Genomic DNA, 26703 nt, shown 5'->3' with positions numbered 1-26703 from the left:
GGCAAAAACGGAAATCGTTTTGTCGCGTTAGCCGACCACAGGCAACGTCGACTACCCCAACAAGTCAGCAATCAAAGGATGAGAACGACCATGTCGGTCAGTAACACGAAATTGTATTTGATGTTATTTATCGCTATGCTGCCGATGTTGGTCAGGACAGCAGCGGGCCAAACCGATACGGCGAAAGTCGTCGGAACCGTTCTCGACACAACAGGATTGCCCCTGCCCGGTGCGCAGGTTCAACTAGGTTCCACATCCGGAGTGCTCCTGTCTGCCATCAGCGGGAGCGACGGCCGAGTCTCCTTCACATTGCCCTCCTGGGGTTTGTACACAGCGCAAGTGAAAGCAACAGGATTTGCTGTTCTCACTCGTCGTCTTGATCTGAACAACTCCACTCGAATAGTGCTTCTGCGTCTGGAGAGCATGGCTTCGGTCTCCGCGGATGTGATCGTCTCGACCGATGTGGGTGAGATCTCCCTGTACTCTCCTGACCCGTCGCAAAAAGTGATGGTGCGCGAAGAACTGCTGGACGCAAATCCTGGAAGACCCGGAGCGCCCGTGTCCATTCCCGGCATGCCCATCGAAACAGCTTCTGGCGGCATCAAGGCTCCGCAATACTTCGTACCTGGCGTGGCGGGCGATCATGGTGAGCCCATTGCTCAATACATCGCGGTGGGCAACTACCTCGCGTCGAACAACCTCTCCGCCAACGCGCACGGCAACGGCTATGCCGACCCCAATGTCTATGTCTCCGCTGCGTTGGGCAGCGTGGGAACTGACGGCGGCGCCTTCAATGTACTCGAAGGCAATCATGCATTGAACCTGGCTGCGACGTATAGCCTCCGGCCGCAAGTGAGGCGCTTCATTACTCTCACCGGCGACTACAGGGACATCGATTTATCTGCCGGATTCTCCCCGTCCGATCCTGAAAAGAAGGAATGGATCGCGCTCGAAGCCAACTATGGGAATGGCCTGACACGTACCCTGGAACATCGCCAGCAGTACAAGTGGAATGCGATGCGCGTCTTCGATCCCGGCAACCACGAGATCACCTTGCTCAGTATTGGCTACTACGGCCACTCTCATGAAGGAAATCTCATTCCTGTCGGGTATGGACTGCAACTGAACGACACCATTGATCCGCGTCAGCAGGATCAGACGCACACGGGGATTCTGGCTGCGAATGATGTCTGGAAGGTGGATACGAAGGATGAGTTGTCCTCCTCTGGTTATTTCCGGACATACAATCTGGCGCTCTTCTCCAACTTCGGTGAAGGTCTGATCCGGCAGAGCGAATTTCGCACGGTCGAAGGCGCTGAAATACGCGAATCACATCGATTCACGCCCTGGCTGGAGGCCATGGGTGGTCTTGATTACAACGAAGACGACATTCATCGTGACAATCTGGATCACTATCTTTCCGGCAATCCACAAGTCTTCGGCTCATACCTCAAGGTATTAGCCAACAACATCACCATCCGCGAAGTATCCCCCTTTGTGGCTGTACATGGGGACCTTGGCACTCATCTTCACTTCTATGCGGGCCTGCGCCATGCGCAGATAGAACTCGATAACACAGACATGCTGAAGCCCGCGCAATCATTTGACCAGTGGAAAGGATTCGAGAACCCGAAGGCTACATTGACGTGGACTCCGGGAAGCGGTCCAGTGCGCTGGTTGCCTTCTGCGTCGTTCAGCATTGGGCAGGCTTTCTTTACCCAGGATCCTCGCATCAGTGTGGCGACGAATTCCCCAGCCGGATCGGCGATCCTCGCCTCTCCATTCGAGCGTTCGCATTCGGAGCAGTTGGTACTCGAAAAGGAATTCAACAGAAACGATGTTCGCGTGACCTTGGGGCGCACCACGACAACTGCCACACTTGCCAAGATTGATCCGGACAATGGCCTGGCCGACGATGAGGGCCCCGGCACGCTCAAATACCTCACGGCCAGCGTGCGCCACCAGTTTAGTTTTGGCATGGTACAGGCGATCTTCTCGAAGGCTGACGCGCGTGATGACGACACCGGCCTTCCAACCCCGGAAGCTCCGCGTACCATCTTCGACGTTCTCTCTACCCTCGATCGGCTGCCACTCGGCCTGCATGGTCGTGCCGAATACGAATATGTCGGGCACAAACTGCTGGACGTAGGAAATCCGGATCACCCGCAGCAATACGAGGCCATTCCAGTTGGCGAAACTCGCATCGCTCTGGTACGGCCTTTCATGGAAGGTCGGTTGCAACTGGGACTGGATGGAATGATCGCTCGTGGCTACACAGGACAGACGACTGAGACGTTTGCCCCAGGCTGGGAGGTCGGAAACCCTCCACCTGTGTGTGCTCCAGGAGTCGATGGCGTATCCAACAACTTCGATTGCGGGACGGTTGAACGAGCAGTAGGCATACGCATGGTGTCATGGGTCGGCGGTTCCATCTCATGGCGGTTTAATTCTGGCAGGTAATCTTCAACAGGAGTTCAAATGTTCAGTTCGCTGAATGCTGTATCAAAAAATATCCGGACCAGGATACTCATCATGTACGTCGGCCTGCTGCTCTTCAATGCAGGAGCATGGTTGTGGGCGATCGTTTCATTCCGCCACTATCCGCTTCTGCTTGGAACGGCATTTCTCGCCTACAGCTTTGGCCTGCGACATGCCGTGGACGCAGATCACATTGCGGCAATCGACAACGTGACGCGCAAGTTTATGCAGGAGGGCAAGCGTCCTGTCGCCGTTGGGCTCATGTTTTCGCTTGGGCATTCGACCATTGTCGTCATTGGATCCATCGCGATTGCGTCGGCTGCCTCGGTGCTTCGACATCGCATCGATGTTTTTCGGGAGATTGGTGGATTGATCGGCACGCTGGTATCGACCGCCTTTCTCTTCGGTATCGCATTTGTGAATCTGGCGGTTCTACGGTCGGTCTATCGCGTCTTTGTCAGCGTCCGCAATGGAGCACCATACATCGAAGAAGATCTGAATCTGCTCCTTGCAGGCCGTGGGCTCCTGGCCCGAATCTTTCGACCGATGTTCGCGATGATTCAACATAGCTGGCATATGTATCCGCTCGGCCTTTTATTTGGGCTGGGGTTCGATACCGCGACAGAGATCGGGCTCTTGAGCATATCGGCAACCGAAGTCTCAAAGGGGCTCTCGATCTGGACCACTTTGGTCTTCCCCGCTCTGTTCGCAGCCGGCATGTCCCTCGTGGATGCGACGGATAACGTCCTCATGCTGGGAGCCTATGGATGGGCATTCGTGAAACCGATTCGGAAGCTCTACTACAACATGACCATTACGCTTGTCTCAGTGATCGTCGCTGTGGTGGTAGGCGGGATCGAGACGTTGGGACTGATCGAAGCGAGATTTCACCTCAACGGAGTGTTCTGGGACGTTGTGCGGAAACTCAATGGGAACTTCGGAACGCTTGGGTACTTCATCATCAGCTTTTTTGCATGCAGCTGGATACTATCCATCGCCTTCTATAAATGGCAGCGGCTCGATGATCTCCAGGTTCTGGACGATCTCGAAATACAAGCATGAACTACTTGTTCGGCTTGAGTTCAGCTCCGGAGTTGGTCAATACCAGCTTCCCTAATTCGACACCGCGCGTTGCAAGCATGCGATCAGACATCTCTCGAATCGTTTTGCTCCGACCTTTCATGATGATGACTTCTAGACAGTAGTGGTGGTCCAGGTGAACGTGAGTTGCTGCGATCACCATAGTCTCAGCGTGGTGCTGCATCTCGGTCAGCTTTTGCGCAAGGTTGGGTACGTGATGGTCATAGACCAGTGTGAGGGTTCCGACTACCGGCTTATTGGAGTCGACCGCGTCGGCGAGCAATGCGTCTCTGATCAGATCTCGCAAGGCTTCGGATCGATTGTTGTAACCCCTTCGAGCGATCAGTTGATCGAATCCTGCCAACAGGTCTTCTTCGAGTGATATGCCTGTTCTCTTCAGCTCTGCCATTGTGTACGCCTCAACTTGATTCTATGAAGTACCGGGTGGAGGAGATAATCTCGAAGTCTCGTAACTCTTTCGAAACGGGTTCGCCAACGTAGTAACGCCAAATCCGCGGGCGTACGAGATTTTCGCGCCAATCGATCTACGGGTTGCTCACAACATCTTTCTCTCAACTGCGAAGCCATGCGCCCGGACCACTGCTCGCACGAGCATTTCGCCATCGGGGTCGCTGAGAGGATCCAACGGTACGAACACAGTCGTTCCCTCCCTGCGTGCGCATGTATTGCATACCGCCAATACTCGCATCATCCAGATGGCGGTGCTTACGTCGCCGAAGCTCAGGCCCAGCCAACCTTCGTACGGCTGGTCCAAAGAAGAAAGCCCGGTTTTTTCAAGGATTGAACCGGCAATTTTGCCGGAGAGAAGCTTCTGGTTGTCTGGCTGAACATCCCGATCGAACAGCGCAATCTGTATCAGTGGCGACTCCGACTCCATCGCCGAAAATAAGCTCTCGACGGCCTTGTGCTGTTCGGGTGAGGTGTGATCAACCCAGTAGTGAGAGGTCTTGGCAATAACCGTAACGACGTTCTTGATCTCCTTCGCAATTCTGTAATGGGGTCCCGCGGGAAGCTCGAGCCATAGGCCGTCAACGCGAGCAGAGACATTTTCCATCACAATAGCTCGAACAAGCCATCCTGCCATTACGGTACTTGAGCAGGACACTCTGATCCATCCGGGGTTGGGAGATAGCTCTGCAGCCAGTCCGGTAACCATACCGACCCCTCGGCAAATCTCCTGCACAACCTCTGAATAACGTTCAGGCTCCGCGTTGATCTCTTCTAACCGGGCTGGTACAAGAAGCGTGCCTTTATGAGGAGGGCCGCCGGCCATCGCCAGGTGACAAAACGATCCCCAAATCTGGTCCCATGCCACTTTCCCATCGGCCCCGAATTTCAAGCCCGCTGTTCCCATCAAGAGCGGCAGAACACTCTCGCAGCTTTCTTGGTACGGTTCAGGAAGCATCGTTTTGAGCCTGAGCTCCAGATGGTCAACGCTTGGATGATCGATTGAAAGAGTCTTCATTTTCTACTCAAGCATATCGTAACCATGGGCCTGAAACCTTGATGCAGAGCTGCGATTCCAACTGGTCAGAAGGATTCGGGCGGCCTCGCGCAAGGCGCTGGGTGCGCACTGTTCTGCGTTCCCGCCTCGGGGTAGTGACCACCGACACAACCGGATAAAAATGCAGGAACGAGCAAGATAATTACAGAGATGGGCATGGCATCTCACTCCCCCGTTCGTGTTTCATAAACCGATAGACATTCATGTGCCATCTCTAAACTGTTGACCACTGCAAGATATCTAAATAGGGAGGAGGTTCGACCCCAAATGGCATCCTCTTCTGACAGCAGAGCTTCTCACGTCATCATCACTAAGGTCGAGCCGCCAAACGATGGTCAAGGTGATTTTGAGTACGTCTCAAGAGCTGATCGCGAACGTGCGCTGATTCAGCGTGTTGGACTCGGAGATCCAGCAGCATTCGAACTGCTCATAGGGCCTTACCGAAAACGGCTTCAAAGTACCATCTCCAGAATCGTCAGAAATAGTCACGATGCAGAGGATGTCGCCCAGCAATGCCTCCTGCAAGTCTTCACAAAGTTGGATCAGTTTCGAGGACACTCGCAATTCTCCACGTGGATGACTCGCATTGCGATCAATGAGAGTCTGGGCCATCTGCGCAAGAAGCGTGTGGTCTTACTATCCATCGATATCGCACCGGGCGCAGACGACCAAGTGTTCTTGATGAACATCCCGGACACCAACCTCACACCCGAGGAAAGTTACAGCGCTGTCGAAGTAGCCGAGTGTATCAAGTTGCAGATTGACGGACTTCCCTGTGCGATGAAGTCCGCGTTCGAGCTGCTTTATATGGAAGATCTCACGATGGAGCAGACTGCAGGCATCTTGGGAATCACGACTGCGGCAGCAAAGTCTCGTGCGTTGAGAGCTCGCCGTCACCTCAGAGAGAGGCTTGACCGTTCACTCCTTAAGGAAGGGCCACGACAGAAATACTGTTAGGGCAAAGCCGTCTCTCGAGCGACGCAACAGATTCCAACGGAGAAGGCACTCTTTTCTACATCCTTCAGTGATTCTGCAGCCAACTCGCCCATGATTTGACCGTGTGTCCATGATCGGCCCGTTTGCTTCTTCAAGAAGCCCTGAACGACATCCGAGAATCTCTCTCTCGCGCGATCGGCCCCCAGCATAGCGTGATTCTCGCGAGGCTCGATTTCAAAGCAAATGTTCGTCCAGCGCCCCTTGCTTCCTGGGTCGCACAGCCAACAACGCGAAGAGTTTCTAACTGCAAACCGGCCCGCTAGAAAATCAACAACGTTGCACGGATCGCTTTCGCTCCTATTGCCTACGTCGCCGCGTAATCGAACACTCTCCGGCCTCCTGGAGAGGAAGCTGCACCTCTTTTTCTGAATCAAGTTTGAACCTGTCCATGGATGAATAGAATGTGCATGAAGAGAAACCACAGGTAATCACCTCTTTCTGCTTATCCCTTGCCTATTCCTGCATCGATTTCGAATGGACAGAAATCCCTTGTTCGCGCAGGCACGGAGACGCTTCGCAAGACGCCGCTGCAACCCGATTTAATCAAGATCATCGTCACCTCCAGTAGCCGCATCGCATCACAATTTGATGCGATGTTTTCGGATGGGACGGCATGCAACACGTCCAGAAATTTACGGGAGAGTTATTTGAGATGCCAAAACATCAAGTCTTGCCTTGGATCTTCGGCTGTGAGTTCATTTCTTCCGATTACTTGTTCATTTCTGCAAATCACCGCGCCCGGATATTCAGTGCGCCCAATGGAGAGCTAGACTTTGCGTGAAGACCATATGAATGAATCTGCCGAAACACTTGAATCCAGCCGACAGCGGATGAAGATACTGATTACGGAACTCACCCACGGACAGGGCCTGTCGCCCACGATCCTCGAAGGGGTGAAGCTCGCCCGTGCGGATAAGGACCTCCCTAGACACCCTGTTCTTTACGAGCCGAGCATCTACATCCTGGCGAGTGGCAGGAAAGTGGGCTTCGTCGCGGATCGCACGTTCGTCTACGATCCCAACCATTACCTTGTTCTCACCGTCCCGCTTCCGTTTGATGTGGAGTCTGAGTTGGAGCAGGATGCCCCGTTGCTCGGTATTTCGGTACGACTCGATATGGCCGTAGTGGTAGAACTGGCGAGCAAGATGGGGCTGCGTCCCAGCGTCGGCGAAATCGATCACAACAGTTCGGTGCATCCGTCTCCTCTTACTGCTCTGATGTGCGACGCTGCGGTTCGTCTGTTGAGGACCCTGCGGTCGCCGAGCGATGCGGCGATCCTCGGCCCTGGAATTGTGCGAGAAATCGTCTTCCATGCACTCTCAGGACCGCATGGGCACGCTCTGGTGGCGATGGCCAACAAAGGCGGCGGAGCGTCGAAGATTCAGGCTGCTCTTGAATGGATCCACCGCGAATATGCAGAACCATTGAACGCACCCAAGATGGCTGAGGCCATGGGAATGAGCGTCTCGTCCTTCCACCACTCCTTCAAGGAGATAACTGGATCGTCCCCGTTGCAATACCTGAAGGCAGTGAGACTGCATAAAGCCAGGTTGCACATCAAATATGACGGTCTCGGGGCCGCTGTAGCAGCAGCGAAGGTCGGCTATGAAAGCCCATCCCAGTTCAGCAGAGACTTCAAGCGTTTCTTTGGGCATCCGCCGACGCGGGAATCCGTGCGCAGGGAGGCGCTGATTGGGGTCGACGGAGCGGAAGATGAATTCAAGTCATCCAGCCCGCGGTTCGAAAGAAGCTTCCCCGGCCTGACCTGAGACGCTTCCAGGGCAATTCATGATTGCGTCTGGACGGTACCCGATGCGTTTCCTGTTTGTCTGATTTCTATATAAAGCTTGCTGGTTCCTGTAGGGATCGAGGGAGAGCACATGTCCCCGAGATCGAGGAGATTACACTTTATATACAGATCAAATGAGCGACTCGACATGCGAACTCGAAGCAAGCCAACAGCGACTAAAGCTACTCCTTAAGGAACTGGCTGTAGATCAAGGGCTTTGCCCCACGGTTCTCGACGGAGTGAGACTGGCTCGGACGGATCGAGCCCTTCCGAGAAGCCCTGTGCTCTATGAGCCTAGCGTGTATATCGTGGCGAGTGGAAGGAAGATTGGGTTTGTTGAGGAACGCAGGTTCGTATACGATCCCAGCACCTACCTTATGCTTGCTGTCCCTCTCCCATTCGAGGTAACCACAGAAGTCGGAGAGACGGAACCGATGCTCGGCGTCTCGGTACGTATCGACATGTCGATCGTCACCGAGTTAGCGAGCAAGATGGATCTAGCCCCAGTCGGCGGGGATATCGATCAGATTGCCACCGTGCAGCCATGCCCGCTGGACGTACGCATGAGTGAGGCAGCAGTTCGTCTGGTGGCAAGTCTGCGTTCTCCGAACGATGCGGCGATTCTCGGCCCCGGAATTATCCGGGAGATTATCTACCATGGGTTATCGGGCCCTCACGGACAGGTCTTGGTGGAAATGCTGAGTAAAGGCAGTGCAGCGTCCAAGATTCGGGCGGCTTTGGAGTGGATTCATAATGAGTACGCGAAGCCATTGAGCGTTCCCACGATGGCCGACACATTCGGAATGAGCATCTCGGCCTTCCATCACTCGTTCAAGCAGGTTGCCGGGGCGTCGCCCCTGCAGTACCTCAAGTCAGTGAGATTGCATAAGGCCAGGCTTTTCATTAAGTATGACGGCCTCGGTGCCGCAGTGACGGCGGCGAAGGTCGGGTATGAAAGCCCGTCTCAGTTCAGCCGGGATTTCAAACGTTTTTTTGGGCATCCTCCGAACCGGGAAGTTGTCCGTATGAAAGCATTGGTCGGAGCGGATGGCCCGGAGGAAGTGTTCGCTTCGTCTAGCCCCCAATATGACGGCCGAGCCTGAGTCCGAGAAGTGGGTCAGTCTTGATGCAGGTCATCTGATCGCTGCCCACTGCTTGTCGTTGTGAGAGAAGGTTCACGAAAACACTCTCCATCATCCGTTGATGGAAACCCTCACGCAGACTTCCCCAGCAGTTTCGAATCGTTCAAGCTGCGGAGCGGTTTTGATTCGGTTCGGCCATTCTGACTGCCGACGGAAGACCCTGTGCGACGATATCGCACAGGGTGGATTCAAGAACAGCAGCTCGGTCTCGCCGTCTCCTCCGAGTGGAGTTGCTGCCCGACCGGAGCCTGTTGACCGAGAGCGCCCCAGCCGGCAATCCGACGGTCAATGGATGACCTCGGTCTTCTACCCTCAGGCGAGGACGGTCTAACTATTTAGGTTCGCTGGGAACCGGCACTTGGAAACCATTAAGGATGGCTGAGGTCCAGAGATAGAGACCCGCCAACTGCATCATGTTTACGAGACCCTCAAAGCCGAAGGCGCCTTCGGCTTCTCGGTACAACTCATCATCAACACGATAGGAACTGCAAAGCTCTTTCACGAAGCGATGCGCAATCAACTCCGCGAGCGACAGGTCTGGAGGAAGTGTATTGCTCGCAAGAGCGTCCACAGCATCCTTTGAGATCCCCGTACTTAGCGCTACGGCCGAGTGTGCGTACACTTCGTATTTGGAGTTCCAAACCGCACCAACCGTCACAATCACAACTTCCCGAACCCGTTTTTCGAGCTTCGTGTGTTTCCATTCCGCATCGACCAGATTGAGATAGGCTTGACTGATTTCCGGGGCGAACAGGAAACAATTGAAAGGGCCAACCAGTGAACCATTCTCAGCCTTGGCGATGAAACCTGCCTGATTCGCCCACGGCACCAATGTTGTATCGATATAGCTGTACAACTGTCTCTGCGCTGCGGACAAGTTATCTGGTCTCAGAAGCGGCAGGCGACCGCCGAGATTTTCTGTTGAATCGGACATACTAATTCCCTTTCTGAATTCGGCGTGAGTTCAACACACCTCATGATCGTGAGACATGCTGTTGGGCTATGAAGTAAAGGGAGGACCGCCGTTAGACAAGTCCTCCCGCAACATCGTTCACTGGAGAAGTGAACCGCAGAGCACCAGCTTCGGGCAGGTTTCTCTGCTCTTGAAACACAACCTAGTTACCTACGAACTCTCGAAGGGTTGCAACAAGGGCCTCGGGAGCTTCCAGGGGAACAAGGTGCCCGGAGCCTTTGATGGTCGTTACCCGCGCGTGCTGATGGTGTGGGACCGTAAGACGGTTCTGCACGGGCGCACTCCACTCAGGGTCGTATTCCGCAGTGATGATGAGTGTTTCAGTCTTGATGGGTGAGGCTCGACTGATCCAGTCCTCCTGCGTGCCGTGCAACAGCCAGGCTGCCCATGCGTCCGGGTTTACCTGCATCACCGCCTCAACAGTCCGATCAAAAATTGCCTGAGGAAGCTTGGCATGGCTGTGAGACAGCACGAACTTCTCACAGTTTTCCTTATTGCGCTCCATGTGAACCAGGCCGTCGATCATTTCCTGCGAAATGGGTTCAACCCCCAGGGGTGTGGGCGTGAGCAGCACAAGCTTCTCGGGGCCCTTGATGCCGTACTCCTCCGCCTTGCTCGCAACGATTGCGGCGACTTTTCCCGTCATCGAGTGACCCACCAGGACGTACCGGTCGAGATTCAGGCCCTTGATCGTCTGCACATAGTGATCCACCATCTCAGCGACTGTATAGCCTGTTATCTTGTTTGCGTCGCCGAACCCGGGGGTATCTACCGCGATCGTTCGGAACCCATCTGCAAGTAGTGCACTTGCCTCTGTCCATTCTCGACGTGATCCACCGAACGAGTGGCCACACACGAATGCGGGCCTACAATTAGCATCGGCCTCATTCAGCGGTTTCGTATCTGTGACTGGCAACATTTCCAGATCTCCCTCTATGGCGTGGATTGGAGTTCCACTCCCACGCTATTTATAGGCCGCACGCGAGTAGACCACCATGCCGGATTCTGCCTTTCTCTCGCCCGAATCTGCTTATTTGATAGCGGCACCATGCCATGCTCACAGTCGCACTGGATTCAACCTAAGCGCGTCGAAAGTGTGAGAGCTGACTCACACAGACATCAATCGGCATAACGCTTCGCGTGGCCAGGACGAGTCATGTACAGGTAGAGACATGGCAAGAGGAATGTAATGAGGGCATCGACGAACGCCATGCCATACCCTAAGACAAAAATGTGACTCATGAGAACGCCAATCATGTAGGTTGCAATGAAGGCCGCTCCGAATCTTGCCGTTCGGGGAATGAGAAAGAGGATTGGGCCGATCGTTTCAAACAGCCCCGCGCCAATACGAAAGACGGGCTGAGAGATGATCCCATGGACCGCATCTGACATCGTCGTGAAGAGGGCAATCGAAAACGGTACGCCGGGAAATTTGAAGAAGAACGCACCGTAGAACAAATTCAGACAGACGAGCACCTTGATAACTATCAATACAATCTTTCTCAACATTCCAATCCTCTCAATGTCGCCATTTTGGGCGTCCCCTGTTGTCGAATGCAAGAAACGGCCTATCTCCAAAGCGCCTTAGAGATTGACCATCTTTAATCCGGCCTCATCGTACCGCCTGCCTTCGATCTCCGTGGCGGAGAGGGCCTCTCCGATCTTTTGAAGGTCATCAGAGCTCAACTCGACATCGACGGATCCGATATTTTCCTCCAGGCGCGACAGTTTTCGGGTCCCAGGTATCGGTACTATCCAGGGCTTTTGAGCCAGGAGCCAGGCAAGGGCGAGTTGTGCAGGCGTCACGTTCCTCGCTTTGGCGATTTCTTCGAGAGAAGAAAGGAGACTTTGGTTTTTTACGAGGGCTTCCTTCTGAAAGCGAGGGTGGTGGTTCCTGAGATCCGTGGAATCGAAGGATGTATCGGCCTTAATGGCTCCGGTGAGGAAACCCCGCCCTAGTGGGCTATATGGCACAAACCCTATCCCGAGTTCTTCAAGAACGGGCAGGATGTCGGTTTCAGGATCTCTCGTCCAGAGAGAGTACTCCGTCTCAACAGCAGTCACTGGTTGTACAGCATGTGCCCTTCGAATCGTATCGGCGCCGGCCTCCGACAGGCCGAAGTGAAGCACTTTACCCTCCTGGATAAGTTCTTTCACTGTGCCAGCAACTTCCTCAATGGGTACCGCAGGATCTACCCGATGTTGATAGAGCAGATCGATTGCATCTATCTTCAGACGCTTCAGCGAGGCCTCGGCAACTTCCCGTATGTGCTTCGGATGACTGTCGATCCCAACCGGGCGAGCGCCGCCGTTGGGATCAAGCTTATAGCCGAACTTGGTGGCAATCACAACCTGATCTCGCAAGGGAGACAGCGCGTCGCCAACCAGCTCTTCGTTAGTGAGCGGGCCATAGACTTCTGCGGTGTCGAAGAAAGTGATACCAAGATCGACCGCTTTCCGGAGGAGCGTGATCATGTCTTCGCGGCTTCCGGCCGGGCCATAAGCCCAACTCATACCCATGCACCCAAAGCCAAGCGCCGAAACCTCGAGGCCACTCTTACCGAGAACTCGCTTCTTCACAGAGAGAATCCTTTCTTGTCCGCTAATAGAAAGCGGCTTGAGACATGTTGTGCATTCGCTGCGAAGCCTATCGGCTTCGCAGCAAGCGCAGTTTCGAATTCTTCCCTGGCCACGCCTGCACTGGTCCGCGTCTCTGGCCGCCCATCCTTTTCGGTGGGACTATGACCAAAGAATCGCTTGAAATCGCGGCTAAACTGTGACGGGCTTTCATATCCAACTCTTGCCGCAGCCACCGAGACGGTCAGGCGATCGTACTTGATATGAAGACGTGCCTTCTGCAGACGGACTGACTTCATGTACTGCAATGGAGACTGACCTGTTATCTGCTTGAAGGAGTGATGGAAGGCAGAGACACTCATGCCGACTTCGTTCGCGATTTCGGGTACTTTCAGAGGCCGCGAGTAGTTGTGGTGGATCCAGTCAATAGCGCCGTAGATTTTTCCCATGTAGTGCGTTCGATCGAGCATTGCACACAGAACACTCCCATGAGGCCCTTTCAACACTCGATAGATCAGCTCCCGGATTGCGCCGGAACCAAGAATCATGGCGTCGGTGGTGGATTGCAGACTATGGAGTAAGCGAAGCAGCGCTTCACTCATATCGAAGTCAAGCGGCGTAGGAGCGGCGACTACCGGTGAACTGGATACTGGCACATGGACTTGAAGTTCCAGCTTGTGTGCCAGTTCCAGGAGAACCGACATGTCGGCCCTGACCGATACGGCCAGAAGAGGATCACCATTCGGTCCGCTCTCCGTCTCTACTTCAAACGGTGTCGCGACTGCGAAAACCAAATAATGATTGGGATTTACGACAAACTGTGTTTCGCCGAAGCAGCCTCTCTTGCGACCGCTGACCACGATATAAATACTCGGCTCGTAGATGATGAGACTGCGCGGCGCCCCTCCATTGGAGCGGGCCAGCTTCACACCACTCAGAACCGTCGGATGAAGTCCGTCTTCCGTCACCAGATTCAGCAGCAGTTGCCTCAGCCTATCGAGATTTGCATTGAGCCTATAGTCGTGTTCGGTCATAGATTCTCTAACGTCCTTGTTCCACTTCTACGAATGGGCTTTGCTGAACGGCAGAAAATGACATTGTGTTGATCCGCCCTAGAGATAGGACCCGATTGATACGTCGCTCCACCCCTCCATCTCTTGCGAGTCGGGACCACTTTTGGCAACGGGCTTCCGCTCCGTTTTTAACGAGAAGAAGATCGACCGGCAGCTCTGGCAAATAGACCAGCGCCCCAGCAGCTTTCTGTGGATCTCCGGATTGCCTTCCATTCCGTGTCCCCAGGTAATCGCGCGCCTTACCTGGTTCCCGACGCCAGCATCGCTCCACGGTAGAGTCCCAGGAGAACGCGGGAACGGACATCGATTCTGGTAACGGACATGGCAATAGGGAGGAGATCTCCTACTGCTATCAGAACTTAGGCAACGGAGTGCCGTCCATGCACTCCATTGCAAATCTCTTGCCCGTTTCTGCAAATCTGATCGCCGAAGCACCACTGGCCTTCCTGGCTAGCCTCAATATGGCAATAGAAAGCAGCGGACTTCATTGTCCCGAGATTCAATATCAAAAGGGGGCGTACCAAATGAGAAATGATCCTAGCCGAAGAAGGTTCCTGGTCCGTGCTGCCACGCTTACTGGGGGATTGCTGCTATCAGATCTCCAGACCAGGCTTCTGGCGCAAGAGTTATCAGGACTTGATGTCGCATCGGCCGGAGCGATCGGGCCGATGCTCGACGGCGTCCTCAAAGTCGCTGCGGCTAAGACTCTGAAGCTCGATTTGCATACGCACGCACAGGGAGCCGACGCTGTAGCAAAGTTGATCGTGGAAGGAAGCCTTCGGGCAGATGTATTTATTCCGGTGACTTCCAGTCCGATGTTCACGGTGATGCATGCGGGCTTCGCCGGTACCGCGTTTCCTATCGCTCGAACGGAGCTGGTTCTTGTGTATAGCCCCAAGAGCCGGTTTGCTTCCCAGTTCGAGGCTGCGGCAAACGGAAAAGCGAACTGGTGGGAGGTTTTGCAGCAACCCGGATTTCGCATCGGCCGGGGAAATCCCGCCGCCGATCCCGGAGCCAGAGCCATCATCTTCGCGATCATGCTTGCAGCCCGGAAATACAACCAAGCAAATCTCGTCGAGAAAGTTCTTGGCACACCACTGAATCAGGAGCAGATGGTCTCAAACGTCCAGGAACGCCTGCAGAGCGGCGAGTTGGATGCGAGCGCATCCTACAAGATCGGAATAGAGCATTCTCATCTTCCATATATTGCCCTGCCGGAAGACATCAACTTGAGCCGCGACGATGTTCACACCCGTCAACCTGAGATCAGCGTGACGGTTGGAGAACACATCTTCTATCCCGAGCCACTCATCTTCTATGCAGCGCCGCTCAAGAATTCGGCCAATGCAGCCGGTGCAGCATCTTTTGTCCAGTGGCTTCAAGGACCGGAGGCTCAGACACTGTTTCGCAAGCATCAGTTCGATTTGCCGGGTAATGCTCCTGCGCTTCGTGCATGAAAAGAGCCGTCAGCTTTCACAGGCTGACGGCTCTCTGGTTTGAGATAGCAACATTCTTCTGAGGCTGATGCCAAATTAGAAGGCAATCTGGAGCGACGTGGCAATCGTTCGCGGGGCTCCCAGATGTGCGGTGTTACTGCTCGCATTCGTTCCGGTAATATCGCCAGCGGAGATGGTGGAGTAGTAGTGGGAGTTCCCGATGTTCTGGCTACCGAACCTCAGGGTCGCCAACTTGGTGAAGAGAATATGTGAGTAGCGGAAACCCACATCAAACGTATTGAAGCCGTTGGTGAAGTGCAGGTTCTCGTCATCCTGGATGCGGCGCCCCGTAAACTGCCAGTCACCGGTCACAGTGAGGTTGGCGATGCCGGGGATGCGGTACTCGCTGTAGAGATTGGAGTGATACGGAGGGATGCCAACGAATCTCTTTCCATCCGTAGCCGCAACGCCGGTATCGTTAAGGCGCGCGTTTAGAGCAGTGAAGCCTCCGTCAATGAGCAGCCGGTGGAAGAGCGTGCCCTGACCGGATATCTCCGCTCCATAATTCACCTGTTGCCCGACGATTTCAAAGATGGTCTTGCCCGTGTTCCCGAAGGCAACGGTATTGGCGAAGGGCCGTTCGAGGCGGAAGAGAGCTGTCGTGATGTTGAGCGGACGTCCATCAGTTTTGAAGCCAAGCTCCCACTCCTTGCTTCGATAGGGCGCGAGGGACTGATTGGCGTTGACCGTGCCTCCGGGTGCGATGTCTCCCTGCTGCAGGCTGCTCGCGTAGGTTGCGTAGGCAGTCATCGAGCTCTCGGGCTTGTACATCACGCTGACGGACGGGCTGATGCCGTTCTTGTTCGAGCCGCCAGTGCGGCTCGGAGATCCATTGACCAGACTGTTGTTATCCACTCCGATCCAGTCCTGGCTGGCGGCGAGGCGGACAGCGAATCGTTTCGGAAAGCTGATGAGATCGCCGAGATTGAAGCCCTGCTGATGGACGATAGAGGACTGATAGATATTTACATTCTTCGGCAGACCTACGGCTGGCGGCGCGAAGATCACGGGATTACTTATATTGGCAGTGCCTAGGAACACGTTTCCAGCCGGAGGCGAAGTGTAGCTGTACTGGTTGAAACGATACCCTTCGCTGCCGATGACAATATCCTGCTTGATTCCCCATCTTTCAAGAGTGCCAGTGATGTAGCCGAGATCGCTTTCGATACCGAAGCGCGGCGCGAAACCGGTCGCGAGAGAAGAACTGTAGTTGCCGCTGTTGCTGGTCAGCATATTGACAGGGGTATCGATGAAGCGGTCCAGTCGTTGTGCAAGACCGCCGGCCATGGCGTGCCAGTTGGACGAAAAATCGTGCAGGAGGCGGACGCTCGTGCTCTGGGTGGTCAGGTTTACGCCAGCATAGGACTGCCCGTAGCCGACGCGGGTTGGGTCGGGAGCTGTGGGCAGAATGATCGAGGGTGAGGGATCTTGCGTTGTTCCAGCAATGCTCTTGTTGGGACCATAGGTAAACCAGCCAGGATAGCCACGCTGCACGATGTCGTAGACACTGTAGTGGGTGTCGATCGTGGTTCTGTTGGTGGGCCTGAGGTCGAAGGCAAACTCTGCGAGTCGACGACGGAGATTGCTGCCTTCAACCCACTGCGCGCCATCGCCGAATAGAAGATTCGTCCGATAGCCAAAGATCTTGTGCGGGCCGAGACGGCCGCCGGCATCTCCGTAGATCGTTCCGACGGTGCTGCTGTCCTGCTCAAGATACAGATTCGCCGTGCGCTCCTCGGTGGGCCTTTTCAAGACAAAGTCAAACATGCCTGACGGATTGGCAGGGCCGTACATCGAGGCTCCAAGACCATTTTCCACCTGTAACTCCTGGTACTGCTCCATGGCATTTGCCCCTGTAATGGCGATCGCCATGCCATCCATGCGGGTATTCTGCGCGATACTGCCCTGCACCCCGCGAGTCGCGGGGCGAAGGATCTCGGGTCCTTGCTGTTCGGTAAACGACACCAGCGGGAGAAACTTCATGGCATCGCGAAAACTCTTTACCTGGGTATTGGCGATCAGATCGGCCGAAAGAACTGTAATCGTGAATGGCTGGTCAACAATCGGTGCTGTCCCCATGACGCCTTGATCGACATTGGCGACGTAATATCCCTGCGCGGGTGTTCCCGAAATACCTGCATTGACGGTCACAGATGTGTTCGCTCTGGCTACAGTGAAAGAAAGATCCTGAAGCAGGCTCTGCCCATTCGCAATGTTCAAGGAGGGTATAACGACGTTTGCGAAGCCAGTCTTCTCGGCCTGCAATCTGTAGGCCCCCGGCGTGACCGACTCGAAAGTATAGTGGCCAGATTGATCGCTGGTCGTGCGCAATGTTGAAGCAGTCTGCACATTTGTAAGCGTTACGATTGCATCTGCCACCAGCGACTGGTCGGGATCCCTGACCGTACCGCTCAGTTGGACTGACTGTGCGATCGCTTGCAACGATCCCAAAAGGAGGAAGGAGCAGATCAGCCCGCTGAAACTTGCGAAAGCGCTAATGCGCAGACGAACAACAGAAGAAATAAACATCGCGCTCCTTGAAGGCGGTACTCTTTCGCCCTCGACGTATCAATCAAGGGCCAAATGAAGAGGCATTTGACGGAACATAGTTCCAACGGTCAGAGGGCACAAGCTGTCACGTAGTCGCCGCGATTCATGTGCCTTGAGGAAGTAGCTCTATAACGACTTTATATGTTTAAAATCGTTACCTGACGAACCCGCATCCTGAAATGCAGAAACGGGCAAGAGAATTAGAGGACTAGACATGGTTGGCTAGTGGCTGTCGATGAGGGTTGCGAATAACATAGAGACGATAAGTTCTCGTCGAAAGTATGGAAGCGCGCGGAACTGACAAAGTCATCTATTCGACGCGCGGATGCGCACCATTCTCTAAGCATCGCGTTGCATGGCACCTGAAGCTGAAGACACATTCTCTGACGAAAGGGCTAAATATATTTCATGGCTAAACTCGATTCAGTCTTTACTCCGCGCGAAGCTGCCCGACTCCTCGGCATCAGTTACCCGGCGATCAAGCAATGGATTCTGGATGGAAAGCTGGCAACGACAACGACCCCTGGAGGCCATCACCGAATCAGGGAGTCGGCACTCAAACCCTTTCTGGAGAAAGACCGCAAAAAGCCAATTGCTGAATCACGCGAACGATATCGCAAGGTAAGTGGACGGAATCAGATTCCGGGAAAAGTTGTCAGCATCCGTGTCGAGGGATTTCTTGCCGAGGTCGTAATCGCCGCAGTCGACTCACACATCACGGCGATCATAACGGCCAGCGCAGTTCGGGAGCTAGGCTTGAAGAAAGGCGATCATGTGGGAGCGCTCATTAAATCCACCGATGTCATGATCGAACGTCTTGACGAAGCTCACTGAGCACAGATGAATTCGAGCGTTAGCTCTGCAGCTCCGGACAAAAGCATAAAAGTTCATCGGGAGAAGTCTGCCCCCTAAACCCGCGACAACTAACCCGGACAGGCTCCGCCTGCTCCCGCTCAGACTGACTTTGAGGACACAAACTCAATCATGGGCAATAGACTATTCCCCCGACTAATTGTTTCCGACGAGTCTGCTCTTGCGGTTAGGGTTCTCTTCGCACTCTTCATTTCTGTAGCATCACCTCAATGGGTGGAAGCGCAGGATACTACTCATCATCCGCGGTCAGATACATCGACCATTATCTCGGACCCGCCTGAGACATCCTCTCCGGTGGTTCTGCACGCCATCACGGATCCGAACAGCGGGAAGTCTGCTTTCCAGTTTCAGGGACGTGAGACGCCGCCGGTAATTCATGTTCTCCCGGGGACAGTCCTTCATCTCAGTTACATCAACTCAATGTCGGCTCATTCGGGAGAACGCTGCATCGACGGGCCATGCATGAACATGAGCAATCTTCACTTTCATGGCCTCCATGTTTCGCCGGATTCGCCGCAGGACGATGTGATCTCGATGATGGCAAACCCAGGAACGACCTTGCACTACGCCGTCACCGTTCCATTGGATCAACCACCAGGTTTGTACTGGTACCACACCCATCCTCACGGAGAGAGCTATCAACAGAGCCTTGATGGCATGTCCGGCGCGATCGTTGTGGATGGAATCCAGCGATACGCACCCGAAGTTCGACACCTGCGGCAACGCATCTTGATCTTGCGGGATCGTGTAGCCGGGGAACATGACCCGAACGCGCCTGCAATAAGGAAAGCGGTTGGTGCCTCATCAGCAGGTTGTGGCGCAGCGTCCGGCGTGCCACAGCGAGTGTTTACGGTTAACGGATCGCTTCGTCCTCGCATTCCGATTGCTTCAGGCGGTCGCCAGTTTTGGCGCATCGTCAATGCATCTCCGGACCTGTATGCAGACCTTGAAGTCGATGGTGAAAGACTTGAGATTATCGCGCGCGATGGAATGCCACTGACGTTTCACGATCCACATCGACAGACGGAACTCGTGGACCACGTCCTTGTACCCCCCGCAGGACGCGTTGAAGCGATAGTTGCCGGGCCAGTCGGTGGTGCGAAAGTATCTCTTCGGAGCCGCTGCTTCGATACCGGACCCGATGGAGATCCGAACCCGGCCATGGTGATCGCCGACCTGGTGAGCCTCCCATCACGCCCCACAGTTTCATCGGAACGGGTGGGTCGCCTCGCGCCAGTCTACAAGCCCATCCCCCATGCAACGCTGAGCGATGTTGAGAGCCGTGCGCCTGACTATACCGTCAAGTTCACAGAAGACAAGCATGGCTTTTACATCAATGGCAAGAAGTACGGCCCTGAAGATCCGCCTATGACAACTGCCACTGTCGGTTCTTTCTTCCATTGGCGGGTCGTGAATGATACCCGAGAGGTGCATCCGTTCCATATCCATCAGGTGCATTTTCTCGTCTATGCACAAAACGGGAAACCCGAGGCTCAACCGGAATGGCTGGATACAGTCAATGTCCCTGGTGGAAACAGCATCGACCTCGTCATGGACTTCACGGACCCTATCATTCGTGGCGTGTCACTGTTCCATTGCCACTTATTGAGCCATGAAGACAAAGGGATGATGGCGAAGATACTCTTCAAGTGATCTAGCAAAGGGGTGCCGATGCTTGGGCGCCTCACAGGTGTGAGGCCCATGCCGAAGGGCAACCTTTCAGCATGGGCCACTTCCCTACTTTGGAATGATTGTGGTGCGGGTCTGTGGAGCTTTGCGGATTGTCGATAGCGGGAGCTTGATATGCGCTTCAGCGAGGTTATCCGGGAGGCGAGCGATCCACTCGTTCACCGATACATCGTAGAAGTGCGCAGCCTTCAGAATCTCAAGGAAGATCAGATCTTCCGTACCGGTGTTCTCGATATAGTGAGTCGCCATAATCGGCACGTAGCCCACGTCGTTGGCATTGAAATTCATCGTCCGCGCTCGACCTCCGGTAGTGGAGATCGTCATACGTCCGTTGCCCTGCATATAGTATTGCCATTCACTGGAATGTGGATGCCAGTGCATCTCGCGAATCGCGCCGGGCTTCAGAGTTACCTGAGCGGCGCAAAGCCCTGTAGCGACCGGGAATTTGTCGACATCTATGACCTTAACGCTGCCCCCGGCATTGTCTGGGGCCGAACGCTGTTCGCTAAGTTTGTATGTATATTTGTTCTTTGTTTCGAGGCGATCTCCTAAAGCTCGTTTCTCTGCCTCAAGAGATCCGGGAACGGAGGACGGGAAAATGTAGAGCTGACTCTGCGGAAGTTTGTTGAAGTCGTCCCGAGACCAGCCCATATTCTTCTGAATGATCTCTGGCGGCGTGTGGACCAGTGTTTCCGAAATCAGGAAAGTGTCGTTCTCGGAGAATTTACCGTCATCGAACACCAAAAGAAACTCTGTTCCCTGCCCGCCCATGGCCTGGATCGAATGGGGGAAACCGGCGGGGAAATACCACAAGTCTCCGGGGCCGACATCATCGATGTACATCTTTCCGTCTGGTTGCATTACCGTGATCCGCGAGGTACCGGTGAGGACGATGGCCCATTCGTTTGAAGTATGCCAGTGCAACTCACGGATAGAGCCTGCCGTCAGTCGCATATTTACGCCGGCGATATCTCTGCTGGTAGGAAACTCTCTCTCCGTGACCTGATGCGTCCAGCCACCATCCTGCACTCTGCGTGAGGTGAGATCAAAAGAGAACCAGGTTACCCCTGGATCGCCATGATCTGTAAAGGGCGGAAGATTGGAGTCTGGGTTCTCTTGCATCAGCAGCTCGTTCTTGGGACCTGGATTGCTTGCGCTGTCGTCGCTGCGCGCAGCAAGCAAGGTCTGTTGTGTCTGGGCGCCTGCTGACAGTGTTGCAAGGCTGGCGCCGACAAGAGCTGCAGTCCCGACAAATTTTCTGCGAGAGACACCTGCTGATGATTCCTGAGATTGTTCGTTACCCTCTTCACGAACTTCTTCTATTTCATTGCTCATCGTCGCATCCTCCATAGATTTGGTCCTACGGCCGGTTAAGAATTGCTGACTTCGGTTGGTTTACTCGAAAATAGGCCGACTAGCCCCTCGAGCAACGTGGGATGGGTGACAATGGCGTCGCGAACCGCGGTGTAGGGGAGCTTCCCGAGCATTGCCATCTGGACGGCTCCCATAATTTCGCCGGCCCCCACCCCAAAAACTGTGAAACCCAGAATCTGATCATCATCTGAGACCAGCGCCTTCATGGATCCGCGAGTCTCGGACAGCGTGCGCGCGCGCAGATCCGCTATCATCGGCAGCTTAAAGAGACGGTAACTGACTCCGGCGACCTTGGCCTCCTGCTCGTTCAGGCCGATACGGGCGAGTTCCGGATCGGTAAACAGAGCATAGGGAACCTGTCGCCCCGTCGTTGTGCGGGACTTACCGGCAAGATTGTCGCGGATCACCCTGAAATCGTCGAAGGATATGTGTGTGAACTGTGGACTTCCTGCCACCTCCCCAATCGCCCAGACTCCTGGTGCAGTCGTTTGGAGGTGCTCATTCACCTTGACATATCCACTGGGAGTGAGCTCGACGCCCGCCGCGTCAAGATTGAGCTCGGCGGTATTTGGTGTTCTTCCCAGAGCTACCAGCAAGTGAGTTCCGACGATCGTTTCTTTCCGTCCATCCCAACCGATAAAGACACCGACGCTGTCTCCGTTAATTCCGGAGACTGACATCACCTCGCAGCCCAGGAGAACTTCTGCCCCTTCGTCTCGGAGGAGAGACTCAATTGCCTGCGACATATCCTCGTCTTCTCTTGGCAGGAGACGAGGCGCATGTTCGATGATGGTCACCTTGCTCCCGAATCGGAGGGCAGCCTGAGCAAGCTCAAGCCCCACGTAGCCTCCCCCAAGAACAAGAAGCCTTTCCGGGATGACTCCCGAATCGAGAGCTTCGACGTGCGTCCAGGGCTGAACATGAGACATCCCGGGTATATCGCCCAAGGTGGCATGGGTACCCGTTCCGATCACGACATCCTTTCCACGGAGTCTGCGCCTTCCACCTTCGTTCATTGTCACTTCAACGGTCTTCTGAGCTACAAATCGTCCGGTCCCCATAATCAACTCAGCACCGCTTCCGGCGTAGTTCTTGAGGTGAAGATCGATAAGCCCATCAACCATCTTCCTCTTGCGATCACGGACGGCGGAACCGTCGATAGAGTATCCATGGATACATATGCCGAATTCTGCTCCACGGCTCACCAGGGACGCGACCTTCGCGCTGTGAATCACATTCTTGCTTGGGAGACAAGCAATGTTCGGACAGGAGCCTCCAATGTATTTGCGCTCGACGACCGCAACTTTCTTGCCTTCCTTGGCTAAGGTCCAGGAGAGATACTTGCCTCCTTCGCCGCTGCCGAGTATGACCAGGTCGTACTCTTCGATGTCTTGATTCTGCGAGAATTGCTCGTCCTTCACGTCATCCTCTCCACCCTGCTCCTTGCCCTCTCTCGCCCGGAAAAGTCACATTGCACCAAACGAATGAAGAAGAGCATCTGCGTGTCCCCAGTCCTTATAGAAAACATTCCGCGCCATCCCCGGCGCGGAATGTTTTCGCAACTGACGATCTAGTTGGAGCCCTTACGAGATGTCTCGTACAGGAACCAGATTCTGCGTTCGGTCTGATCGATCCAGTTCTCAAGCAGGCTTGCCGTCGCCACATCGTGGTACTCGTCGCAGGTATTGTGCATCTGGCGCATCTCGGCGAGAAGTTGGCGATTGTCTTCAAGCAACTCTGCCAACATATCCAGAGGTTCCACGTATGTTGCGTCATTGTCTGCGATGCGCCGCACGCGGGCGATGTGACCGATGGAGCGAATCGTCGTTCCGCCCACTTTCCGCGCTCGTTCGGCGATATCGTCTGTCATGGCGAAAATCTGATCGCCGTGATCATCAAGCAGCAGGTGATAGTCCCGAAAATGCGGGCCACTCATGTGCCAGTGGAAGTTCTTCGTCTTCACATACAACACGAAAACGTCTGCAAGGAGAGCTTCGAGGGCAGCGCTGATGTCTTTGGTCGCTTCTGGCGACAGGTCAGTCGTGCTGCCAGCTCGATGCTGCAACGGAGATTGCTTTTGAGTAGTCATGGGATCCTCGTTTGTGACGCTCACCATAGTGCGTATTGCGGTGAGGATTGGTTTTGGTATCGAGACGGCCCAGCCAGGCCGTCAAAGAGTTGCCAATGGATGCCTCCGCGTTCAGTGCCCGACTCTCGATAGCTCGTCTGGATCGTATCGAGCGCCGTGGACGCCGGCTTTGGCAGCTTCTTCATCGATCTCGGCCAGATCCCCCGAAGTCAGTTCCAACTCCGCTCCGCCGATGTTCTCTTCCAGGCGGTTCAAGTGTCGGGTGCCTGGGATGGGAACGATCCAAGGCTTTTGGGCAAGCAGCCAGGCGAGCACCAACTGCGCTGGTGTCGTCTTCTTTCGCGACGCGATGCGGGTGATCGCCTCCACGAGAGCCTGATTCTTCGCCAACGCCTCAGGGGTAAACCTCGGCTGTGTGCTGCGGAAGTCCGTCGGGTCGAACGATGTGCTCGCCTTGAGATTTCCTGTGAGGAAGCCCCTTCCCAAAGGACTGTAGGCGACAAAACCTATGCCAAGCTCCTCAAGTGTCGGCAGAACATCTGTCTCGGGATCCCGTGTCCAGAGAGAGTATTCGGTCTGGACTGCGGTAACGGGCTGAACGGCATGTGCCCGTCGGATGGTCTCTCCTTTCACTTCGGACAACCCAAAATGTTTAACCTTGCCTTCCTGAATGAGGTCACGTACCGCCCCGGCCACGTCCTCGACCGGCACACTCGGATCAGCGCGATGCTGATAGAAAAGGTCGATCGCATCGACCTTGAGCCGTTTCAATGATGCTTCGGCCACCTTCTTGATGTGCTCTGGCTTGCTGTTGAGGCCAACGGGCCAAGCTCCTCCATTCGGATCAAGCTCGAAGCCGAACTTCGTAGCGATGACGACCTTGTCTTTGAGCGGCGAGAGAGCTTCGCCTACCAGCTCCTCATTGGTCAAAGGCCCGTACACTTCAGCGGTGTCGAAGAATGTGATCCCACGATCTACGGCTGCGTGAAGCAACCCAATCATGTCTTCTTTCGAAGCTGTAGTCGGCCCGTAGGCCCAGCTCATGCCCATACAGCCGAAACCCAAGGCTGATACCTCGAGCCCATTCCTGCCAAGTATTCTCTTTTCCATTTTGGTGATCCTTTCTGACTGTGCCGCGTTTTGTTTCTGTTCTGGTGGACGCATTATTTGTCGAGCATCGACATATCCAAGTCGTTGTAGCGATTCCCAGCGACTCCGAAAGAGGTAATCAGACCGTCAAGCTTGGCCGCATCATCTGATCGCAGCTCGAGCGTGGCCGCGGAGAGGTTCTCCTCGAGATACTTTCTTTGCTTTGTGCCTGGAATCGGCACTACGTCGTTCCCGGCTTTTAGAACCCAGGCGAGCGCCACCTGTGCAGGTGTTGCATGAAGCGAAGCAGCCACTTCCTCGACCGCTTTCGCGATTCGTATATTGGCCTCAAAGTTTGCGCCTTCGAAGCGTGGATCACCGTGCGCCCGAAAATCACCGGGAGTGTAGCCGCTCGAACTCTTGGCGGTGCCGGTGAGAAAGCCTCTCCCGAGAGGGCTGAACGGGACCAGGCCAATCTTGAGTTCCCGTAGCAGAGGAAGAATCTTTGCCTCAAGACCCCTCTCCCAAATGGAGTATTCGCTCTCAAGCGCAGACACCGGCTGAACAGCGTGCGCGCGTTGGATCGTCTCAGCCCCCGCTTCAGAGAGTCCGAAGTAGAGAACCTTACCTTCTCCGATCAAGTCCTTTACCGTACCTGCAACGTCTTCAATCGGAATATTGGGGTCCACGCGATGTTGATAGAGGAGATCAATGTGGTCCGTGCGTAGACGCTTCAAAGAAGCGTCTACGACTGCTCGGATATGCTCCGGCCGGCTGTCGGTTCCCACACGTTTGTTGTCTCGAATCAGGAAGCCGAACTTTGTGGCAAGTTGCACCTTGTCGCGAAAGCCAGAGAGAGCCGCGCCTAGCAGCTCTTCGTTCTTGTATGGGCCATAAGCCTCTGCAGTGTCGAAGAAAGTGCAACCGAGGTCGATGGCTCGATGGATCACCGCTGTCGATTCGGTGTCGTCTCCAGTCCCGTAGGCCCAACTCATGCCCATGCAGCCGAGACCGATCATCGAGACTTCTAATCCTTGAGCTCCGAGTTTTCGTCTTGAAAGCATCTATCCTCCAGGTTTGATTAGGTTGGAATTGCCGAACGATCGTCACCGCCACGTCGAACGACGTCATAACGGACCCAGAGAATGTCGTGATTGCGTCTTTCCACGAACTTCAGCTTGAGCATCGTTGCGTTGCCTTGAACGTGCAGCACATCGCGGGACGAGGGAGCAATATTGCTTGACGCGATGGCTGGCACAATCAGCAGACTCACTTCATCCACCCAACCAGCCTGCATGGCAGATTGGTTGACCTGGCTGTCCCCTTTAAGAAGGAGGGTGTGGATGCCGAAATGAGTAGATAGCTCACTTAGGGCTGCCTCGATATCAACGTCTTTGTGCCCGGAGACCACATAGGATATTCCGAGTCGGTGAAGTAGCTCCAGATAGTCCTGAGAAACCTGCTCAGACAGCAGGCAAATGAGGTGATCGCCAGCGAGTTCATTCGTGATCCAGTTTCGGACTCCATTTGGATCAACCGAAATCGCATACGATTCCGTCTGCCTGGCAACAAACACGGATTGAGGTCCAGCCGGAACACCGCGCTCAGTGTCACCAACGAAGGGCCCTGAAGCAGCGGAATACTTCCGCATGATGGCTTCGCTCCCCAGCCATGCATTGCCTCCAAAATGTCTATGGATTGCCTCATACTCTCGACAAGCGGTCACAAATTCGAGAGCAGGCTCATCGATTCGTCCATCGACCGTAGTAAGTATGTGACTGATTACGTGCGGCCTCATGAGACTCTCCGACCCCTGTGATCCAAGCTTTTTGGCAATGCTCTGGACGGCCCTTTAAGGGTGAGTGTAGTGACAGGAAAACGGTCATAACGCTTGCCAAGAGAACATTTGC

Annotated in this window: 22 protein-coding genes; 8 read left to right on the top strand and 14 right to left on the bottom strand. The window is 54.6% G+C overall.

The features are described from left to right. Window positions 1-120: 120 nt before the first annotated feature. Both XX99_RS08715 and XX99_RS08710 read left to right on the top strand, forming a co-directional pair. Window positions 121-2460 (top strand): TonB-dependent receptor, encoded by a 2340-nt coding sequence (locus XX99_RS08715; RefSeq protein WP_184084820.1) that lies wholly within the window; start codon window positions 121-123, stop codon window positions 2458-2460. A gap of 18 nt (window positions 2461-2478) precedes the next feature. Beyond that, entirely contained in the window at window positions 2479-3540 is a 1062-nt protein-coding gene (locus XX99_RS08710; protein WP_050058960.1) for a HoxN/HupN/NixA family nickel/cobalt transporter, read from the top strand. Between the two features lies 1 nt (window position 3541). Here XX99_RS08710 and nikR read toward each other — a convergent pair whose 3' ends face one another. Together nikR and XX99_RS08700 are read right to left on the bottom strand one after the other, a co-directional pair. Then, window positions 3542-3967 carry a nickel-responsive transcriptional regulator NikR gene (gene nikR / locus XX99_RS08705; RefSeq protein WP_050058959.1) on the bottom strand — a complete coding sequence of 142 codons (426 nt, stop codon included), beginning with the start codon at window positions 3965-3967 and terminating at the stop codon, window positions 3542-3544. A 147-nt stretch (window positions 3968-4114) separates the two neighbouring features. Next, complete coding sequence (locus tag XX99_RS08700; protein ID WP_050058958.1) at window positions 4115-5044, bottom strand: hypothetical protein; 930 nt, start codon at window positions 5042-5044, stop codon at window positions 4115-4117. Window positions 5045-5350: 306 nt separating this feature from the next. Between XX99_RS08700 and XX99_RS08695 the strand changes: the two genes are divergently transcribed. The 3 genes from XX99_RS08695 to XX99_RS08680 all read left to right on the top strand — a co-directional run bounded on the left by XX99_RS08695 (window position 5351) and on the right by XX99_RS08680 (window position 8971). Next, window positions 5351-6040 (top strand): RNA polymerase sigma factor, encoded by a 690-nt coding sequence (locus XX99_RS08695; protein WP_050058957.1) that lies wholly within the window; start codon window positions 5351-5353, stop codon window positions 6038-6040. Window positions 6041-6867: 827 nt separating this feature from the next. Continuing rightward, window positions 6868-7848, top strand: coding sequence for an AraC family transcriptional regulator (locus XX99_RS08685; protein WP_050058955.1), 981 nt, complete (start codon window positions 6868-6870; stop codon window positions 7846-7848). 154 nt (window positions 7849-8002) lie between these two features. Further along, window positions 8003-8971: an AraC family transcriptional regulator gene (locus XX99_RS08680; RefSeq protein WP_050058954.1), complete on the top strand. Its 969-nt coding sequence runs from the start codon at window positions 8003-8005 to the stop codon at window positions 8969-8971. A gap of 370 nt (window positions 8972-9341) precedes the next feature. Here XX99_RS08680 and XX99_RS08675 read toward each other — a convergent pair whose 3' ends face one another. The 5 genes from XX99_RS08675 to XX99_RS08655 form a co-directional block, all read right to left on the bottom strand. After that, entirely contained in the window at window positions 9342-9944 is a 603-nt protein-coding gene (locus XX99_RS08675) for a carboxymuconolactone decarboxylase family protein (protein ID WP_050058953.1), read from the bottom strand. A gap of 181 nt (window positions 9945-10125) precedes the next feature. Next, a complete protein-coding gene (locus XX99_RS08670) occupies window positions 10126-10902 on the bottom strand; it encodes an alpha/beta fold hydrolase (protein ID WP_050058952.1) in 777 nt (258 codons plus the stop codon). A gap of 200 nt (window positions 10903-11102) precedes the next feature. Continuing rightward, the gene (locus XX99_RS08665) at window positions 11103-11543 is read right to left on the bottom strand and encodes a hypothetical protein (protein WP_050058951.1); all 441 of its coding nucleotides are present in this window, start codon (window positions 11541-11543) and stop codon (window positions 11103-11105) included. Window positions 11544-11567: 24 nt separating this feature from the next. Further along, window positions 11568-12563 (bottom strand): aldo/keto reductase, encoded by a 996-nt coding sequence (locus XX99_RS08660; protein ID WP_050058950.1) that lies wholly within the window; start codon window positions 12561-12563, stop codon window positions 11568-11570. Continuing rightward, entirely contained in the window at window positions 12560-13594 is a 1035-nt protein-coding gene (locus XX99_RS08655; protein ID WP_050058949.1) for an AraC family transcriptional regulator, read from the bottom strand. Before XX99_RS08655 ends, XX99_RS08660 begins: the two co-directional genes overlap by 4 nt. A gap of 419 nt (window positions 13595-14013) precedes the next feature. Between XX99_RS08655 and XX99_RS08650 the strand changes: the two genes are divergently transcribed. Beyond that, a complete protein-coding gene (locus XX99_RS08650; RefSeq protein ID WP_050058948.1) occupies window positions 14014-15090 on the top strand; it encodes a substrate-binding domain-containing protein in 1077 nt (358 codons plus the stop codon). A 75-nt stretch (window positions 15091-15165) separates the two neighbouring features. On the opposite strand, the gene XX99_RS08645 is transcribed toward XX99_RS08650, so the two are convergent. Continuing rightward, on the bottom strand, window positions 15166-17658 hold the full coding sequence (locus XX99_RS08645) for a TonB-dependent receptor (RefSeq protein ID WP_050058947.1): 2493 nt from the start codon (window positions 17656-17658) through the stop codon (window positions 15166-15168). Between the two features lie 429 nt (window positions 17659-18087). Between XX99_RS08645 and XX99_RS08640 the strand changes: the two genes are divergently transcribed. Both XX99_RS08640 and XX99_RS08635 read left to right on the top strand, forming a co-directional pair. After that, window positions 18088-18513, top strand: coding sequence for a helix-turn-helix transcriptional regulator (locus tag XX99_RS08640; RefSeq protein ID WP_050058946.1), 426 nt, complete (start codon window positions 18088-18090; stop codon window positions 18511-18513). 501 nt (window positions 18514-19014) lie between these two features. Further along, complete coding sequence (locus tag XX99_RS08635) at window positions 19015-20205, top strand: multicopper oxidase family protein (RefSeq protein ID WP_184084826.1); 1191 nt, start codon at window positions 19015-19017, stop codon at window positions 20203-20205. An 84-nt stretch (window positions 20206-20289) separates the two neighbouring features. Here XX99_RS08635 and XX99_RS08630 read toward each other — a convergent pair whose 3' ends face one another. The 6 genes from XX99_RS08630 to XX99_RS08605 form a co-directional block, all read right to left on the bottom strand. Then, window positions 20290-21576 (bottom strand): cupin domain-containing protein, encoded by a 1287-nt coding sequence (locus XX99_RS08630; protein ID WP_050058944.1) that lies wholly within the window; start codon window positions 21574-21576, stop codon window positions 20290-20292. A 35-nt stretch (window positions 21577-21611) separates the two neighbouring features. Next, window positions 21612-23036 (bottom strand): dihydrolipoyl dehydrogenase family protein, encoded by a 1425-nt coding sequence (locus tag XX99_RS08625; protein WP_050058943.1) that lies wholly within the window; start codon window positions 23034-23036, stop codon window positions 21612-21614. Between the two features lie 149 nt (window positions 23037-23185). After that, the gene (locus XX99_RS08620) at window positions 23186-23704 is read right to left on the bottom strand and encodes a Dps family protein (protein WP_050059352.1); all 519 of its coding nucleotides are present in this window, start codon (window positions 23702-23704) and stop codon (window positions 23186-23188) included. A 111-nt stretch (window positions 23705-23815) separates the two neighbouring features. Continuing rightward, window positions 23816-24814 carry an aldo/keto reductase gene (locus tag XX99_RS08615; RefSeq protein WP_050058942.1) on the bottom strand — a complete coding sequence of 333 codons (999 nt, stop codon included), beginning with the start codon at window positions 24812-24814 and terminating at the stop codon, window positions 23816-23818. A gap of 53 nt (window positions 24815-24867) precedes the next feature. Then, window positions 24868-25857, bottom strand: a complete 990-nt coding sequence (locus XX99_RS08610) for an aldo/keto reductase (RefSeq protein ID WP_050058941.1) — start codon at window positions 25855-25857, stop codon at window positions 24868-24870. A 17-nt stretch (window positions 25858-25874) separates the two neighbouring features. After that, a complete protein-coding gene (locus XX99_RS08605; RefSeq protein ID WP_184084829.1) occupies window positions 25875-26444 on the bottom strand; it encodes a dihydrofolate reductase family protein in 570 nt (189 codons plus the stop codon). Window positions 26445-26703: the final 259 nt, after the last annotated feature.

Origin of the sequence: Silvibacterium bohemicum, from assembly GCF_001006305.1 — a bacterium.
Classification (GTDB): Bacteria; Acidobacteriota; Terriglobia; order Terriglobales; family Acidobacteriaceae; genus Silvibacterium; species Silvibacterium bohemicum.
The sequence above is the reverse complement of the archived record's forward strand: the minus strand, read 5'-3'. Positions and strand labels throughout refer to the sequence as shown.

Bases quoted from the DNA above. Each gene is read 5' to 3' on its own strand.
- XX99_RS08700 (WP_050058958.1), bottom strand. From the start codon at position 5,044: ATGAAGACTCTTTCAATCGATCATCCAAGCGTTGACCATCTGGAGCTC.
- XX99_RS08635 (WP_184084826.1), top strand. From the start codon at position 19,015: ATGAACATGAGCAATCTTCACTTTCATGGCCTCCATGTTTCGCCGGAT.
- XX99_RS08715 (WP_184084820.1), top strand. From the start codon at position 121: ATGTTATTTATCGCTATGCTGCCGATGTTGGTCAGGACAGCAGCGGGC.
- XX99_RS08655 (WP_050058949.1), bottom strand. From the start codon at position 13,594: ATGACCGAACACGACTATAGGCTCAATGCAAATCTCGATAGGCTGAGG.
- XX99_RS08615 (WP_050058942.1), bottom strand. From the start codon at position 24,814: ATGGAAAAGAGAATACTTGGCAGGAATGGGCTCGAGGTATCAGCCTTG.
- XX99_RS08710 (WP_050058960.1), top strand. From the start codon at position 2,479: ATGTTCAGTTCGCTGAATGCTGTATCAAAAAATATCCGGACCAGGATA.
- XX99_RS08680 (WP_050058954.1), top strand. From the start codon at position 8,003: ATGAGCGACTCGACATGCGAACTCGAAGCAAGCCAACAGCGACTAAAG.
- XX99_RS08620 (WP_050059352.1), bottom strand. From the start codon at position 23,704: ATGACTACTCAAAAGCAATCTCCGTTGCAGCATCGAGCTGGCAGCACG.
- XX99_RS08670 (WP_050058952.1), bottom strand. From the start codon at position 10,902: ATGTTGCCAGTCACAGATACGAAACCGCTGAATGAGGCCGATGCTAAT.
- XX99_RS08645 (WP_050058947.1), bottom strand. From the start codon at position 17,658: ATGTTTATTTCTTCTGTTGTTCGTCTGCGCATTAGCGCTTTCGCAAGT.
- nikR (WP_050058959.1), bottom strand. From the start codon at position 3,967: ATGGCAGAGCTGAAGAGAACAGGCATATCACTCGAAGAAGACCTGTTG.
- XX99_RS08630 (WP_050058944.1), bottom strand. From the start codon at position 21,576: ATGAGCAATGAAATAGAAGAAGTTCGTGAAGAGGGTAACGAACAATCT.
- XX99_RS08695 (WP_050058957.1), top strand. From the start codon at position 5,351: ATGGCATCCTCTTCTGACAGCAGAGCTTCTCACGTCATCATCACTAAG.
- XX99_RS08640 (WP_050058946.1), top strand. From the start codon at position 18,088: ATGGCTAAACTCGATTCAGTCTTTACTCCGCGCGAAGCTGCCCGACTC.
- XX99_RS08685 (WP_050058955.1), top strand. From the start codon at position 6,868: ATGAATGAATCTGCCGAAACACTTGAATCCAGCCGACAGCGGATGAAG.
- XX99_RS08610 (WP_050058941.1), bottom strand. From the start codon at position 25,857: ATGCTTTCAAGACGAAAACTCGGAGCTCAAGGATTAGAAGTCTCGATG.
- XX99_RS08605 (WP_184084829.1), bottom strand. From the start codon at position 26,444: ATGCGGAAGTATTCCGCTGCTTCAGGGCCCTTCGTTGGTGACACTGAG.
- XX99_RS08650 (WP_050058948.1), top strand. From the start codon at position 14,014: ATGCACTCCATTGCAAATCTCTTGCCCGTTTCTGCAAATCTGATCGCC.
- XX99_RS08675 (WP_050058953.1), bottom strand. From the start codon at position 9,944: ATGTCCGATTCAACAGAAAATCTCGGCGGTCGCCTGCCGCTTCTGAGA.